We start from the raw sequence: 15,437 nt of genomic DNA, 5'->3' as shown, positions 1-15,437 counted from the left end.
GCGCAACCGCTCGCGGGCCCGGTGGGCGAGGACGAGGGCCACGCCCGCCAGGCACACGGCGTACGCCACCGTCACCCAGGCATCGGCGGACCGGCCGGCCTTGAGCCCGTGGACCAGGGAGGCTCCCCAGGCCGGGTACGCGCCCATGTGCAGGGCCCGCCACAGCGGGGAGCGGCGCGGGGTGGCGAAGGCGCTGCGCACCGCGCCGGAGACGGCGACGCTCAGGAAGAGGTAGCCGGCGAGCGTACCGAGGCCGATCAGCACGGGCCGGTCGGCGTCGGCGAACGGCAGGACGACGGCGGCCGCGGCGGTCCGCCCCTGCGCCACCTTGACCCAGACGTGCAGGCCGAGGAAGCCCAGTCCCGCGACGGCGAGGCCGCGGTGCACGCCCTGGGCGAGGAGGCGGTGGCCGGAGTCGAGCACCACCCGGTCGGTGGCCACCAGTCCCCACAGGACGGTGGCGGTGAGCGAGACGAGCGAGAGCACGCCCGCCCCGAAGTCGAGGAAGTCCCACAGGTGCGTGAGGGCGCCGGCGCGGGCCGCCACGACCAGGGTCAGCAGCAGGGCGGCGCCACCCGCGTAGAGCGCGCCGGAACGGGACCGGCCGGCGGCGGGCAGCAGGGGCGGCCGCCGGGCGGCGCGCCGGCCGGTGGCGGTGCGGGCCGCTCCGGCGTGGCGCCTGCGGCGGCGGGCCCGATGGGGGCGGGGCGGGTGCGTCTGGGACAGGGGCATCGAGTTCTCCCGTGCGCCCGGGTGGCGCCGAGGCTCCACCTCGCGCTCGGCACCCCGGGGTTGTAGTCGAGACTGCGCGGCCGCGCTGTGAAACCCACGCGCCTGGGCCGGAGTGCCTGAAGCATCGTTGAGCTTCGCAACGCCTCCACAGGATTTATCGAAATGTGACAAGTTCTCGCACCCGCGTCGCCATCACATCGTGTAACCACGGAGGATTCGGTTCCAGTGGTGCTGCTGTGACGGCGAACCCCTGCCGTCCGCCGCTCTCCGCGCCCCCGGCGGCAAAATCGCGGCAAAACCGCGGGACCGCCGCCGGGGGGAGCCCTCCCAGAGGGAGTGCGAGGCCCCAACTCCCTTGCCGGATCCGAGGATCCGGGCGAGGTCGGGGCCTCGGCGGGCCTGTCACCTCCCCCAGCCGGCAGGCCCTACCCCGGCATGAACGAGGTAACGATGTGCGAACTTCTGAACCGCATCTGGTCCCGCCCGCGCGGCGAGTGGACCCGTGTCCTGCGCAGGGAACTTCCCGCGCTGGCCGCGAAGTTGGTCGAGGAACTCCTCCATGGCCCGCACGGTCGCGCAGCGCTCGGCGAAGACATCGATGCCATCGATGACGAACTGCTCGTTCGGGCCGTCGAGCAGGCCCTGCTCGTGGCCCTCGGCTACCGCATCACGGAGGAGCCCGCCGCCGTCGACCACCGCTCCGCTCACCCCGCCGCACACCAGGACCGCCCCGCGGACCCGCCCGCGCCCCTCCAGGAGCGCGACCGGGCCCGCGGCCACGACGAACCGCACGACCACGCCCCGGACGGCTGCTCCCTCCCGCCGGACCGCGACCGGGCCCGCCAGGAGCTCTTCCTCGCCCTGACCGGCGACTGCGCCCCGACCGACCGTGACCTGGCCGCACTCGCCGCCGCGGCGGGCTGGCCGCCGCCGGCCGCCGTCAGGGCCGTCGCCCTGGCCTCGCCGGGCGAGACCCAGCAGCTGGCCGCCGCCCTGGACGACGCCCTCGCGGGCCTGGCCGGCGGCCAGCCGTGCCTGCTGGTGCCCAGCCCGGACGGGGACCGCCGTAGCGCGCTCGAACTCGCCCTGCGCGGACGCTTCGCCGCCGTCGGCCATCCCGTCCCCCTCCGCGACGCCGCCTCCTCGCTGCGCTGGGCCTCGCGCCTGCTGGCCCTCTCGCCGGGCCGCAACGGGCCCGACGCGCGGGCCGAGTTCGTGGACGACCACCTCTCGACGCTGATGCTGCTCCAGGACGAACCGCTCGCCCACGCCCTGGCGGCACGCTGGCTGCGACCGCTCGCCGATCTGACCCCGCGGCAGAGCGAGCGGCTGGAGGTCACCCTGCTGGCCTGGCTGGAGGGCGGTGGCGCGCCGGAGGCGGCGAAGGCCCTGAGCGTGCACCCGCAGACGGTGCGGTACCGGATGCGGCAGTTGGAGAAGCTCTTCGGCGCGGATCTGCGCGACCCGCGGACCCGGTTCGAGCTGGAGATGGCCCTGCGCAGCCGCCGGCTGATGGCCCAGGTACGCCGTCAGCACTCCCGCGTCGGCCGCCGGGTGCGCCCGGTGACCACGGAGTTCCGGCCCCTGGGGCTGGGCGCGCGGATGGCCCGCGTCAACGGCCTCTAGCGGCGCAGCGGCCGGCCGCGTGACGGTGGCCCTCCCCCGGACGGTCCGGGGGAGGGCCACCGTCGTGTCGTCGTCACGCGGCCAGGGCCGCGTTGAGGTCGAGGAGTTCGGCGTACGCCCGGGTGCAGGGCCGGCAGGCCGTCAGGTGCCGTACGAGGGCGGCCGAGCGGGGGCCGCCGCGGCGGACGGCGGCGCCGAGGAGGGCGCCGTAGTGCCGGCAGCGGTCCCCGTCCTCGGCGGTGCCGTCGGTGGCCGGGGCGACGTGGGCGCGCAGATAGGCCTCCCGCAGCCCCTCGCGGGCGCGGAAGGCCAGGGACGTCACGGCGCTGGGGGTGATGCCCAGGACCTGGGCCACCTCGTGGGGCGAGCCGCCCTCGACCAGGGTGTGCCACAGCACGGCCTGCCACCGCTCGGGCAGGGTGTGGAAGGAACGGGCCACCAGCCGGCGGTCCTCGTCGGCCAGCCACAGGCGCTGCGGGTCGCCGCCGGCGGGCGAGGGCCGGCTCTCGAAGTCGGGGGTGAGCAGGTGCCGGCGGTCGCCGGCACGCCACTGGACGGCGGTGTTGCGGACCACGGCCAGCAGATAGGCCCGCCAGGGCCCCTGCGGTCCGGCCCCGGCGCGGACGGCCTGGAAGGTGCGCAGGAAGGCCTCGGAGACGAGGTCCTCGGCGTCCTGCGGGGCCCGGCAGCAGGTGCGCGCGTAGGCGAGGGCCGCGCCCCGGTGCCGTCGGTAGAGGACGTCGCAGACGGCCGGGTCCGCGGCGCCCGCCGCGTAGGCCTCGCGCAGGAGGCGGGTCAGTTCGAGGTCGCCGGCCTCGGCCGGCTCCGTTCTTTCCCGGGCACCGGTCATGACACTCCTTGGGGACGCGGGTGCCGGCCCGAACTCGGCTTCGGGCCGGCACCCTTTCCCGGCGCGGACGCGGGCGGACGGGGAGGTGCGGGGCGCGCGTCCGCGCCGGGGGCTCGGTGGGTCAGCGGCAGGTGCGGCCGCTGTTGATGCAGCGGACGGCCTCGTTCATCAGGCGGTCGTTCATCACGTTGATGAAGTCCCCGTGGTCGGTGACGGGCTTGTGCAGCTGTTCGGGGAAGCTGTCCACGGCGAAGCGGGCACCCTGCGGGATGCCGTAGACGATGCGCTGGACCAGCTGCGGCAGGGCCTTGAAGCCCTTCTTGCAGCGGCCGTCCTTGTCGGCGAAGGCCACGTGGGTGCGGTGGTTGGCGCTGTCGGTGTTGCGCCCGTCCCAGCAGCTCTGGAAGGTGAACGTGCGCACGACGTCGCTGCCCTGGGGGCAGACCGGGTACTTGTCCTTGAGCTGGCGGTCCTCGAAGCCGGTGCAGCTCCAGGAGGCGTTGGCGTTGGCGTTGCCGTTGGTGAACGCCTTGGCGTCGCCCGTGATGATGCGCAGGAAGCGGGGCATGGCCGTGACCGGGCCGGCGGGGCTGCCCTTGAAATCGATGGTCACCTGCTTGGGCCGCAGGATCGTGCCCACGTTGCCGTCCTTGCCGCCGCCGGGGGCGGCGGCGTCGCGTTCCTGGCGGCCGTCGCGCAGCCGCAGCACGGGCCAGTAGTACGTCGACTGGTCGCCGTTGGTGCAGGTCGTGCCGGCGGCGGCGAGGCTGTCGTTGGTGGAGAAGGCGTCGGTGGAGACGTTGCCGACGTAGTCGTGCATGTGGTGGGCGCCGTTGCCGACGCCGGGGGCGACGATGACGTTGTCGGGGTTGAAGTGGCCGTTCTCGTTGCGGCCGCAGCGCACGGAGAGGGAGCCGGTCGAGGCGTTCCGGCCGGGCGCGGGGCGGCGCACGTTCGGCTTGACGGAGGTGATGGCGACGAAGTCGCTCCTGCTCGGTCCGCCGGCCCGGGCCGGAGCTGCGCCGGACCGGGCGGCCAGGCCCTGCGCCTGCCCGCCGCCGTCCGCTCCGCCGCCGTTGGCCCCGGTGCCGTCCGCCTCGTCGGCGACGGCCAGTTCCTCGGGCGGGGTCTGCTTCATCCGGCACCGGCTCAGTGCCTGGAGGTCGTCGGGGCGGCGGGTGACCCGGCCGATGGCGTCGGCCAGCTCGGTGATGGTTCGGCCGCGCCGGCGCTCCAGGTCCTCGAGGAGGTCGCGCTGCTGCTGGGCGCCGGTGGCCGCGCCCGAGGCCAGTTCGCCGTAGGCGTCGGCCACTTGGCCGTCGAGCCGGGCGAGGCTCTCGTCGACCTGGGCCTTGGCCTGGTCGGGGACCTCGCGGAGCCGGTCGCCGACGTCGGGGCAGTCGATGGTGGCGGTCACCAGGGAGGCCCGGTCGCCGCCGCGTCCGGCGATGCCGGCGGAGGCCTGCTGGGCGACGACGGTCACTCCCGCCGCCCCGAGGGTCAGGGCGGCGACGAGCGCGAGGGCCTTGCGGGACAACCGAGGGCGTTTGTGGCCCTGTCGACTCATGCGATCACTTCACTTCATCGGGCGGACGTCGGACGGGAACGGGCGGGCGCCGGGGCGCCGGCGGGGGTGGCACGGGGGGAGGCGGGCGGCGCGGCGGCGTCGGCGAGCAGAGCGTCGAAATCGACCAGCCCGGTGTCCTCCAGCACCGTGATGTGGTCCAGGACCGTGGAGTTGGCGTCGGTGGCCAGCTGGCGGACCATGGTGTTGCGGGACTGCGCGCGGACCTGGGCCACCAGGGTGAAGACCTTGCCGTGGGCCTGGCGCAGGAGCTGCACGAAGCGGCGTTCGTAGTCGTCGCCGCGGGCCCGCTCCAACTCGCCCAGCCAGCCCTGCTGCTGTGCGTTGGGCTGGTTGGGCAGGTCCAGGCCGAGGGCCTGGCCGACCTCGATGACGCGCCGGTCCAACTCGGTGTGGCCTTCGACGAGATGGTCGCCCGCGTGCCGGACGGAGGCGCGGGTGCCGCGCTGCTGGGCCTGGCGGCCCGCGGGCAGCTCCCACAGGCCCGCGAGGCGGACCTTGCGCACGAAGTCGCGGTCCTGCGCGGTCAGCGGGCCGTAGGGGGTGCTCATGGTTCCGGCGCCGTCGTCCCCGGCGGCGGGTGCGGCGGCGGCCACGGGGGTCCGGTCGCCGTACGAGTCCACGGGGACGAGCAGCGCGATCAGGGTCAGGGTCAGGGCGCCGATCACGACGCCGCTGGCGATTGCGTAGCGCGTGGCGGCCGACAGGGTGCCGACGGACCGTCGACGCAGAGACAGCACAGTGCCCTCCTCGCTCAGGGGCCGGGAGGGGGGCGCGTGGGGCATGGGGGCGGCGGACAGCCGCCGGGTGCGCACCCGAACTCCCGGGGTGCGAAAGGACGCTAGTGCCGTGTGTGGTGCCAGGACTACGGGTCCATCACCATCGGATAAACATCCGGGCAAGCACTCGGACGGCTGATATAGTCCGGCACCGCCCACGCGTCGCGGGCGGTGCCGGGAGGGTCAGGCCGGGCCGGAAGCGGGCCGGGGGGGTGCGCCCGTGCTCAGCCGAGCAGGGCGTAGACGGTGCTGGCCTTGGCGGCGGGTTCGGTGTCGCCGTCGGCGGTCATGGTGATGTCGGCGAAGGCCATCCGCTTGCCCAGTTTGGTCAGGCGTACGTCGATCAGGACGTCGGCGCCGGTCACCGGGCGCTGGAAGCTGGTGGACTGCTGGACCGTCGTCATGGGCCCGTAGCCGCCGCGGGCGGCGGAGACGGCGATGACCGTGGCGGTGTCGGCCGCGGCCATCAGGGCCTGTCCGCTCATGCCGCCGCCGTCCCGGGCGAGCGCGTCGGACCAGGGCAGCCGCAGGACGGCGTGGCGGTCGCCGGTCTCCTGGACGGTGAGGCCGAGGGCCAGGACCCAGGGCGCGAAGTTGTCGGTGAGGATCTTCTCGGCGTCTGCGGGTGTCAGCGTCACAGGCGCGATTGTGGCGGCCCGGCGCGGGCCGCCACAACACCCCTTCCGCGCGGGCGCCGTCAGAGGCGGGCGGCCAGTTCCGTGCCCTGGCGGATCGCCCGCTTGGCGTCCAGCTCGGCGGCCACGTCGGCGCCGCCGATCAGGTGGGCCTCGATGCCGGCGGCGCGCAGCTCCTCGTACAGGTCGCGGCGCGGTTCCTGGCCGGTGCACAGGACCACGGTGTCGGCGGGCACGAGCCGCTGCTCGCCGTCGACGGTGATGTGCAGGCCCTCGTCGTCGATGCGCTCGTACGTGGCGCCGGCGACGGTGACCACCCCGCGGTGCTTGATCTCGGCCCGGTGGATCCAGCCGGTGGTGACGCCGAGGCCCGCGCCGACCTTGGTGGTCTTGCGCTGGAGCAGGTGGACCTCGCGCGGCGGCGCGGGCCGCTCGGGGGCGGTGAGGCCGCCGGGGCCGCGGTAGGCGGTGTCCACGCCCCAGTGGCGGAAGTAGACCTCGGGGTCCTGGCCGGCGCCCTCGCCGCTGTCGGTCAGGTACTCGGCCACGTCGAAGCCGATGCCGCCGGCCCCGACGACCGCGACGCGGCGGCCGACGGGGGCGCCGTCGCGCAGGACGTCGAGGTAGCTGACGACGTCGGGGCGGTCCACGCCCTCGATGTCGGGGATGCGGGGGGTGACGCCGGTGGCCACGACCACCTCGTCGTAGCCGGCCAGGGCGGCCACGTCGGCGCGGGTGCCCAGGCGCACCTCGACGCCGTGCTCCGCCAGCTGGGTGGCGAAGTAGCGGATGGTCTCGGCGAACTCCTCCTTGCCGGGGATCCGGCGGGCGATGTCGAGCTGCCCGCCGATGTGGTCGGAGGCCTCGAAGAGGGTGACGCCGTGCCCGCGTTCGGCGGCGGAGACGGCGCAGGCCAGGCCCGCGGGTCCGGCGCCGACGACGGCGACGCGCTTGCGGGTGCGGGTGGGGCCGAGGACGAGTTCGGTCTCGTGGCAGGCGCGCGGGTTGACCAGGCAGCTGGTGATCCGGCCGCTGAAGGTGTGGTCGAGGCAGGCCTGGTTGCAGCCGATGCAGGTGTTGATGGTCTCGGGCCGACCGGCCCCGGCCTTGGCCACGAAGTCGGCGTCGGCGAGGAACGGGCGGGCCATGGAGACCAGGTCGGCGCGGCCCTCGGCGAGCACCTGCTCGGCGACCTCGGGGGTGTTGATGCGGTTGCTGGTGACCAGGGGGACGCTGACGGCGCCCATCAGCCGGCGGGTGACCCAGGTGTAGGCGGCGCGGGGGACGGAGGTGGCGATGGTGGGGATGCGGGCCTCGTGCCAGCCGATGCCGGTGTTGATGATGGTGGCGCCGGCCGCCTCGATCTCCTTGGCGAGCTGCACGACCTCGTCGAGGGTGGAGCCGCCGGGCACCAGGTCCAGCATGGACAGGCGGTAGATCAGGATGAAGTCCTCGCCGACGGCCTCGCGGGTGCGCCGGACGATCTCCAGCGGGAAGCGGACCCGGTTCTCGTAGGAGCCGCCCCAGCGGTCCTCGCGGCGGTTGGTGGCGGCGGCGACGAACTCGTTGATCAGGTAGCCCTCGGAGCCCATGATCTCGACGCCGTCGTAGCCGGCGGACCGCGCGAGGCGGGCGGCGCGGACGAAGTCCTCCACGGTCTGCTCGACCTCGGCGTCGGTCAGCTCGTTCGGGACGAAGGGGCTGATCGGTGCCTGCAGGGCAGAGGGGGCGACCAGGTCCTGGTGGTAGGCGTACCGGCCGAAGTGGAGGATCTGCATCGCGATCTTCCCGCCCGCGGCGTGCACCGCCTCGGTGATCACGCGGTGCTCCTCGGCCTCCGCCTCGGTGGTCAGGCGGGCGCCGCCTTCGAGGGGCCGGCCGGCGTCGTTGGGGGCGATGCCGCCGGTGACGATCAGGCCGACGCCGCCGCGGGCGCGCTCGGCGTAGAAGGCGGCCAGGCGCTCGAAGCCGCGCTCGTGCTCCTCCAGACCGGTGTGCATCGAGCCCATGATCACGCGGTTCGGCAGGGTGGTGAAGCCGAGGTCCAGGGGGCTCAGCAGGTGGGGGTACTGGCTCTGGGGGGTCATGGGGAGGCGCCTCCTCGCGCGGGTGTGGTCACCCTGTTGTAAGCGAGGAGGCCCCCCTTATGCAACTAAGTGCATAATCGCTGGCGTGCGGCGTCGGTCACGTCGCCCGGCGCAGGCGCACGGTGACGATCTGGAACGGGCGCAGGCTGAGCCCCACCGTGCCGTCCTCGCCCAGCGGCCCCACCGCGGTGCCGTCCAAGGGCCGCTCCAGCAGATCGGTCGCGGTGGCGGCGACCGCCTCGAACCCCGGCGTGAGCACGGCCGAGGCCCGGCCGCCGCGGGACTCGTAGAGCCGGACGAGCACGTCCCCGCTGCGGTCCTCGGCCAGCTTCAGCGCCTCCACGACCACCGCGTCCTGGTCGACGGCGACCAGCGGGGCGACCGGGCCGGCGCCGGGCACGACACGCTCGGGCAGGTTCAGCCAGTGCCCCTCGCGCACCGCGTCGTCGATCGTCGCGCCCGGGACCAGGGCGTGGCGCAGGGTGTGGGTGCCCTGGTCCGTCTCCGGGTCGGGGTAGCGCGGGGCGCGCAGCAGGGAGAGCCGGACCGTGGTGGTCCGGCCGCCGTCCGGACGGACGGAACGGGTGACGTCGTGGCCGTACGTCGCGTCGTTGGCCAGGGCCACGCCCCAGCCGGGCTCCTCGGCGTGGATCCAGCGGTGCGCGCAGATCTCGAACTTGGCCGCGTCCCACGAGGTGTTGGTGTGGGTGGGCCGGAACACATGGCCGAACTGGGTCTCGGACGCGGTCCGTTCGGCGCTCACGTCCAGCGGGAAGGCGGCCTTGAGGAACTTCTCGCGCTCGTGCCAGTCGACCGTCGTGGTCAGGTCCACCGTCCCGGAGCCGGCCCGCAGGGTGACCGACTGGGTGGCCGTCGAGGAACCGAAGGAGCGGGTGACCGTGACCGTGGCCGCCTCGGGGGTGTCCTGCGTGACCTCCAGCGCGTCGACGTCCACCAGGTCGGTGACGTTGTTGCGGTAGAACGCCTCGACGTCCCAGGCGTCCCACATGGTGGGGAAGTCGGGGTGGATCTGCAGCAGGTTGGCCGCCGCGCCCGGAGCCACGCTCTCGCGCCGCCCCCGCAGGTCGTACGCCGACACCAGCAGGCCCCGGCCGTCGACCTCGACCAGCAGCCGGCCGTTGGCCAGGACGTATCCGCCGCCGTGCCGCTCCTCCACCGTCACCGGGACCTCGGCGGGCACGGGCAGGCCCGCGCCGCCCGCCGGGACGCCGCGCCGCGCGTGCGGGGCGCAGTTGAAGACGAGCGGGGTGGTGCCCTGCCCGGCCAGGGCGAGCTGCGCGGCGAGGGTGAGCGCGGCCAGCTCCTCGCGGACCTGGACGTACGTCGCCCGGGCCTCGCGGTGCACCCAGGCGATGGAGGAGCCGGGCAGGATGTCGTGGAACTGGTGGAGCAGGACCGTCTTCCAGATCCGCTCCAGGTCCTCGTAGGGATAGGCGTACCCGGGCACCCGCACCGCGGCGGTGGCGGCCCACAGCTCGGCCTCGCGCAGCAGCGACTCGCTGCGCCGGTTGCCCTGCTTGGCCCGGGCCTGCGAGGTGTAGGTGCCGCGGTGCAGCTCCAGGTAGAGCTCACCGGCCCATACGGGCGCGTCGGGGTATTCGGCGTGGGCCGCCTCGAAGAAGGCGTCGGGGCGTTCGATCTCGACGCGAGGGGAGCCCTCCAGGTCGCGCTGGCGGCGGGCCCGGGCGAGGTGCTCCCGGGTCGGCCCGCCCCCGCCGTCACCCCAGCCGAAGGGGGCCAAGGAACGCGAACCGCGGCCCTTCTCGCGGTAGTTACGGGCGGCGTGGGCCAGCTGCGCCCCGCCCAGGTCGCAGTTGTAGGTGTCGACGGGCGGGAAGTGGGTGAACACCCGGGTGCCGTCGATGCCCTCCCACCAGAAGGTGTGGTGCGGGAAGCGGTTGGTCTGCGACCAGGAGATCTTCTGCGTCAGGAACCAGCGGGCCCCGGCCAGCCGCACGATCTGCGGCAGCGCGGCCGTGTAGCCGAAGGAGTCCGGCAGCCAGACCTCGCGCGGCTCGATCCCGAACTCCTCCAGGAAGAACTTCTTGCCGTAGAGGAACTGCCGCACCATGGCCTCGCCGCCGACCATGTTGGTGTCCGACTCCACCCACATGCCGCCGACCGGCACGAACTGCCCGTCCGCGATCTTCTTCTTGATCCGCTCGAACAGTTCGGGCCGGTGCTCCTTGAGCCACGCCAGCTGCTGGGCCTGGGACATCGCGAAGACGAACTCGGGGTGGTCGTCCATCAGCTGGACCACGTTGGCGGTGGTGCGGGCCACCTTGCGGACGGTCTCCCGCAGCGGCCACAGCCACGCCGAGTCGATGTGGGCGTGCCCGACCGCGCTGATCCGGTGCGCGGAGGGTGCCGCGGGGGTCGCGAGGACGCCGGCCAGCTCACCGCGGGCGGCCGCGGCCGTGCCGGGGACGTCCTCCAGGTCGAGGGCGTCCAGGGCGCGTTCGACCGCGCGCAGGATCCCGTAGCGGCGGGCGTCGGCGGCGTCGAGCTGGTCCATCAGCTCGCCGAGGACGTCGAGGTCCTGGACGAGGTCCCAGACCTCGGTCTCGAAGACGACCAGTTCCATCCGGGCCAGCCGGTACAGCGGCTGCTCGCCGCTGGTGCGCCGGTCGCCCTCGTACGTCGGGGTGTGCGCGACCAGCACGGGGTTGGCGGCGGCCTCGACGTACCACTCGATCCGCTCGCCGCCCTCGGCCCGGTCGGCGACCCGCACCCAGTCGTTGTACGGGTTGAGGCCCTTGAGCTCGCTGCCGTCGGCCCCGTGGACCAGGCCCTCGCACTGGAAGCCGGGCATCATGCGGTCGAAGCCGAGGTCGAGGACGGCCTCGACGGTGCGGCCGGCGTACTCGGCGGGGACGGTGCCGGTGACCTTGAACCAGGTGGTGCCCCAGGCCGGCCCCCACGCGTCGCCGACCGCGCACGGCCCGTACGGCGCGGCGAGCGCCTCGGCGACCGGTACGGGCTCGCCGGGCACGTCCCAGCGCTCGACGGTCAGCGGCAGCCGGTGGGAGTGGACGGCGGGCCGGACGCGTTCGGCCAGGACGCGGCGCAGGCGCTGTTCGGTGATGCGGCGGTCGTCGTGCATGAGGGCTCCTGTGAGGGTCGACAGGCGTGGGGCGGGTGAACGGGCGGGGGTTCAGGTCTTCACGGCGCCCTCGCCGACGCCCTTGAAGAAGTAACGCTGGAGGGCGAGGAAGAGCAGCACCATCGGCAGCAGTGCGGTCATCGCCCCGGCCGCGACGATCCGCTGGTCGGTGACGGTGGTGGTGCCGGCCAGGGTCTTCAGCCCCAGTTGCAGGGTGTGGTGCTCGCTGCCGGTGAGCACCAGCAGCGGCCACAGGAAGTCGTCCCAGGCGCCCATGAAGCTGGTGATGCAGACGACGGCGAGGGCGCCCTTGGCACCCGGGAGGAAGATCCGCGTGAACCGGGTCCATTCGCCGGCGCCGTCGAGGACCGCGGCCTCCTCGATCTCCTGCGGTACGGCGAGGAACGCCGCCCGCATGATCATCAGGTTGAGGACGGACACCGCGCCGGGCAGCCACACCCCGACGAGCGTGTCCACCAGGCCCATGCCGCGCACGATCAGGAACATCGAGACCATCACGGACTCGAAGGGGAACATCAGGCTCGCCACCAGCACCGTGAACACCGCCGTACGGCCGCGCCAGCCGGTCCGGGACAGGGCGTAGCCGCCCATCGCCGCGCAGACCGCGTTCGAGGTGACGGAGAGGGCCGCGACGACCAGGGTGTTGCCGACGTACTGCGGGAGCGGGAAGGACTCCGCGACGCGCAGGTAGTTGTCGAAGGTGGGCCGCTGCGGCAGCAGGCCGGCGTAGACGTTCTCGGTCCGCCCCCGCAGCGAGGTCGCGAACTGCCAGGCCACCGGCCCGACCATGACCACCAGCATCAGCAGCAGCGCGAGGTAGCGGCCGGCCCGCCCTGCGCCGGCGCGGCGGCGGGGCCCGCTCACGCGTCGTCGCCCTTCGACAGCCGCCTGCCGAGCAGGCTGAAGACGAGCGTCAGCAGGAACAGCAGGACGGAGATCGCCGCGGCGTAGCCGGTCTCGCCGGCGAAGCCGAGGCCGACCTGGCGGATCAGGAAGGGCAGGGTGCGGGCGCCGCCGCCGGGGCCGCCGCTCTCCCCGCCCAGGATGTAGATCTCGGTGAACACCCGTAGCGCCGAGACTGCGGAGAGCGTGCCGACCAGCAGCATCATGGGCTTCACCTGGGGGACCGTGACGCTGAAGAAGCGCCGGGCGGCTCCGGCGCCGTCGAGCGCCGCGGCCTCGTACAGGGAGGCCGGGACGTTCGCGAGGGCCGCGAGGTAGAAGACCATGTAGTAGCCCAGCCCCTTCCACACGGTCACCAGCATCGCGGAGCACAGCAGCAACCGGCTGTCGGTGAGGAACGGGACCGGCTCGGAGATCACCCGCAGCCGCTGCAGGACGGTGTTGACCAGGCCGTCGCTGCGCAGCACCCACTGCCAGATCAGGCCGACGACCACGGCCGAGGCGATGACCGGGGTGTAGAACGCGGACCGGAACAGCCCGATGCCGGGCACCTTCGCCTGCACGAGCACGGCGAGGGCGAGCGGCAGCAGGACCAGCGCGGGGACGACGACCACCAGGTACAGCACGCTGTTCGCGGTGGCGGCCCAGAAGTCGTCGTCGGCCAGGGCGCGGGTGTAGTTGGCCAGGCCCACGAAGTGGCCGCCGCGCAGGATCCGGGCGTCCGTGAGGGAGAGGACCACGGTGTTCACGAACGGCCACAGGCTGAACAGCGTCACCGTCACCAGGCCGGGGGCGAGGAAGAGGTACGGCGTCCACCACGGGCGGTGCCGCGGCGCCCGGCCGGCCGCCGGCGGGGCGGGTGCCGGCGGGGCGGGTGCCCGCCGCGCCCCGGTCGCCCGCCGCGCCCCGCTCACCTCCCCGGCCCCGCTCACCTCCCCGGCCCCGGTCACCTGCCGCCCGCGTTCGCGGCGGCGAGCAGCCGGTTGGCCTCCTGCTGGGCCCGTCGTACGGCCGTGCGCGGGTCCTGCTCGCCCGTGATGGCCTTCTGCACCTCCCGCACGACCGCGTCACCGACCTGGTTCGTCCACTCCACCGGCGTGTTGGCGTCGAGCTGGGCGGTGCGCAGCTGCTCCGCCCCCACGGCCCGGGCCACGGTCTCGGCGTCGGTGCCGTCGCCGCGGTCGGAGAAGTACGGGTCGTCCAGGCCCCGGGCGTTGGAGGGGTAGATGGTCGCCCGGCGGGCGAACGCGACCTGGTTGGGTCCGTTGGTGACCCACTTGGCGAACTCCAGGGCCGCGTCCAGGTGTTCGGTGGTGCGCTTGATGCCCAGCGACTGGGCGTAGATCCCGATGTGGCCGAGGCTGCCGGTGACGGCCGGGGCGACCTGGGTGCCGGCGTAGACCTGGGGCGCGTTGCGCTTGACGTCCTTGACGAACCCGGGCGAGCCGGGGCCGAAGACCAGCTTGCGGCTGCCGTAGAGCTGGTTGACGTCGTCGGCCTTGAGGAGGGACTCCTTGGGCATGGCGCCCTTGGCGTAGAGGTCCTTCATCCGGGTCAGCCAGCCGACGGCCCGTTCGGTGTCGAAGACGAACCGGTCCCGGGCGTCGTTCAGGAGCGGGATGCCCATCTTCTGCCAGTCGCCGGGCAGGCGCCCCTTGGGGTCGGCCATGAAGGCGGCGTACCGCCCGCCGGAGCGGGCCGCGATCCGTTCGGCCTGGTCGAAGAACTCCTCGACGCTGGTGGGCGGCCGGGCCGGGTCGAGGCCGGCCTCGGCGAAGAGCTCCTTGTTGTACGTGAGGATCTCCGGGGTCACGTACCAGGGGTAGGCGTAGACGCCCTGGCCCTTGCCGGGGAGCTTGAACTGCTCCCAGGCGCCGGGGACGTAGTCGCGGGCCGCCTCCGGGTCGAGCCGGGCGACGTCGGCGAGCATGCCGCGGTCGCCGAGGAGCTGGAAGGAGTCGGTGGAGAGGTTGACGACGTCGGGGAGGGCGCCGGCCTGGGCGTCGGCGACGAGCTTCTCGTTGTAGCCGTCGCCGGGGACGTCCTCCCAGACCACCTTCACGTCCGGGTACTTCTTCTCGAAGGCGTCGATGACGCCCTGCACGTACCCCGTGTGGACGGGCTTGAGCTGGAGGGTGCGGAAGGTGACCGTCCCGGCCACCCGCCCCGTGCGGGTCGCGTCCTCCCCCTGGCCCGGCCCCCCGCCGAGCCCGCAGCCGGGGACCGTCGCGAGGACGGCCGCCGCGAGGACGGCGATACCCGTCCGGGTCAGGTGCGAAGGTGTCATGCCAGCCGCCTCCGGGAGTCTGGTCCGCGCCGCCGAAAGAGCGCGGACCAGGCTGTACGCCCGTCCCGGAGGCCGTCAATGCGACCGGGCCCCGGGTGGCTGACAGTGCTTCCCCGGGAATTCCTCCCGCCCGGGCCGGTGAGGGCGCCGGGCGCGGTGGTCGTCGTGCGGTTCGGCTGCGCTGATGCGCTTTAGTCGCGGGCGCCCCGCGAGGGCGGGCGATTCCCTTGCCGGTACGGCCGCCGACGGGAGTTTGACTTCTTATCGACGGTTCGGCGAATGGCCGGGAATCCCGCACTAATGCGCTTTACTTCATCGCGTACTGCACCTTCTCGGCGAGTTTGCCGTCCTTGAAGCAGAACCGGAACACCATCTCCTCGCCGCCCTTGGGGTCGGCGCTGGAGAGGTACCAGGAGCAGGCGGAGCCGGCCGGTTCGGCGGGGCCGCCGTCCTTCAGGGCGTCCTTGACGAAGGTCTCGCCCGAGGGCAGCCGGTCGCGGACGTCGCTCTCCTGGTCACCGACCTTGACCGCCTCGTAGACGGACGGGTCGACGAGGGTCTTGCCCGCGACGTCCACCACCGCGCCGAGACCGAACACCAGGGCCGCGATCAGGCCGATGAACAGCACCAGCGCCACCCCGCACCCGATCAAGCATCCCTTGCGCTGCGCCATCGCCCTGTTCCTCCGTACTGCTGGTCCGATCTGCTGACGATCAGACCTTCGCAGGGGGGCGGGGCCGCGCGCCGTCCTCCAAAGTCGTCGGCCCGCGCGACGATCGTCGCGCGGGGCGGGGGCGGGGGCCCCCCC

At 73.8% G+C, this 15,437-nt stretch carries 12 protein-coding genes; 1 reads left to right on the top strand and 11 read right to left on the bottom strand.

Translation table 11 applies throughout. The features are described 5' to 3' along the window. Positions 1 to 732, bottom strand: a 732-nt coding sequence (locus LG632_RS25240; RefSeq protein ID WP_226729850.1) for a hypothetical protein, incomplete at its 3' end; no start/stop codon positions are given. A gap of 450 nt (positions 733 to 1,182) precedes the next feature. On the opposite strand from LG632_RS25240, the gene LG632_RS25235 reads away from it, so the two are divergent. After that, on the top strand, positions 1,183 to 2,358 hold the full coding sequence (locus LG632_RS25235; protein ID WP_226729849.1) for a PucR family transcriptional regulator: 1,176 nt from the start codon (positions 1,183 to 1,185) through the stop codon (positions 2,356 to 2,358). A gap of 73 nt (positions 2,359 to 2,431) precedes the next feature. Here the strand turns inward: LG632_RS25235 and LG632_RS25230 are convergent, their stop codons facing one another. The 10 genes from LG632_RS25230 to LG632_RS25185 form a co-directional block, all read right to left on the bottom strand. Next, positions 2,432 to 3,208: an RNA polymerase sigma factor gene (locus LG632_RS25230; protein WP_226729848.1), complete on the bottom strand. Its 777-nt coding sequence runs from the start codon at positions 3,206 to 3,208 to the stop codon at positions 2,432 to 2,434. A gap of 121 nt (positions 3,209 to 3,329) precedes the next feature. Next, positions 3,330 to 4,775, bottom strand: coding sequence for a DUF1996 domain-containing protein (locus LG632_RS25225; RefSeq protein ID WP_226729847.1), 1,446 nt, complete (start codon positions 4,773 to 4,775; stop codon positions 3,330 to 3,332). Positions 4,776 to 4,789: 14 nt separating this feature from the next. Continuing rightward, complete coding sequence (locus LG632_RS25220; protein ID WP_226729846.1) at positions 4,790 to 5,533, bottom strand: DUF4142 domain-containing protein; 744 nt, start codon at positions 5,531 to 5,533, stop codon at positions 4,790 to 4,792. A gap of 263 nt (positions 5,534 to 5,796) precedes the next feature. Continuing rightward, the gene (locus LG632_RS25215; protein WP_226729845.1) at positions 5,797 to 6,210 is read right to left on the bottom strand and encodes a PaaI family thioesterase; all 414 of its coding nucleotides are present in this window, start codon (positions 6,208 to 6,210) and stop codon (positions 5,797 to 5,799) included. A 59-nt stretch (positions 6,211 to 6,269) separates the two neighbouring features. Continuing rightward, positions 6,270 to 8,294, bottom strand: coding sequence for an NADPH-dependent 2,4-dienoyl-CoA reductase (locus tag LG632_RS25210; RefSeq protein WP_226729844.1), 2,025 nt, complete (start codon positions 8,292 to 8,294; stop codon positions 6,270 to 6,272). A gap of 97 nt (positions 8,295 to 8,391) precedes the next feature. Next, complete coding sequence (locus LG632_RS25205) at positions 8,392 to 11,418, bottom strand: alpha-mannosidase (RefSeq protein ID WP_226729843.1); 3,027 nt, start codon at positions 11,416 to 11,418, stop codon at positions 8,392 to 8,394. 51 nt (positions 11,419 to 11,469) lie between these two features. Next, positions 11,470 to 12,303 (bottom strand): carbohydrate ABC transporter permease, encoded by an 834-nt coding sequence (locus LG632_RS25200; RefSeq protein WP_226729842.1) that lies wholly within the window; start codon positions 12,301 to 12,303, stop codon positions 11,470 to 11,472. After that, on the bottom strand, positions 12,300 to 13,274 hold the full coding sequence (locus tag LG632_RS25195) for a carbohydrate ABC transporter permease (RefSeq protein WP_374203575.1): 975 nt from the start codon (positions 13,272 to 13,274) through the stop codon (positions 12,300 to 12,302). Before LG632_RS25195 ends, LG632_RS25200 begins: the two co-directional genes overlap by 4 nt. A 14-nt stretch (positions 13,275 to 13,288) precedes the next feature. Continuing rightward, positions 13,289 to 14,629 carry an ABC transporter substrate-binding protein gene (locus LG632_RS25190; protein WP_226729841.1) on the bottom strand — a complete coding sequence of 447 codons (1,341 nt, stop codon included), beginning with the start codon at positions 14,627 to 14,629 and terminating at the stop codon, positions 13,289 to 13,291. Between the two features lie 307 nt (positions 14,630 to 14,936). Next, positions 14,937 to 15,302 (bottom strand): hypothetical protein, encoded by a 366-nt coding sequence (locus tag LG632_RS25185; protein WP_226729840.1) that lies wholly within the window; start codon positions 15,300 to 15,302, stop codon positions 14,937 to 14,939. Positions 15,303 to 15,437 lie beyond the last annotated feature (135 nt).

This window comes from Streptomyces antimicrobicus (assembly GCF_020532625.1).
Lineage (GTDB): Bacteria > Actinomycetota > Actinomycetes > Streptomycetales > Streptomycetaceae > Streptomyces > Streptomyces antimicrobicus.
Note: the sequence above shows the minus strand (reverse complement) of the source record. Positions and strands in the feature narration are given on the sequence as shown.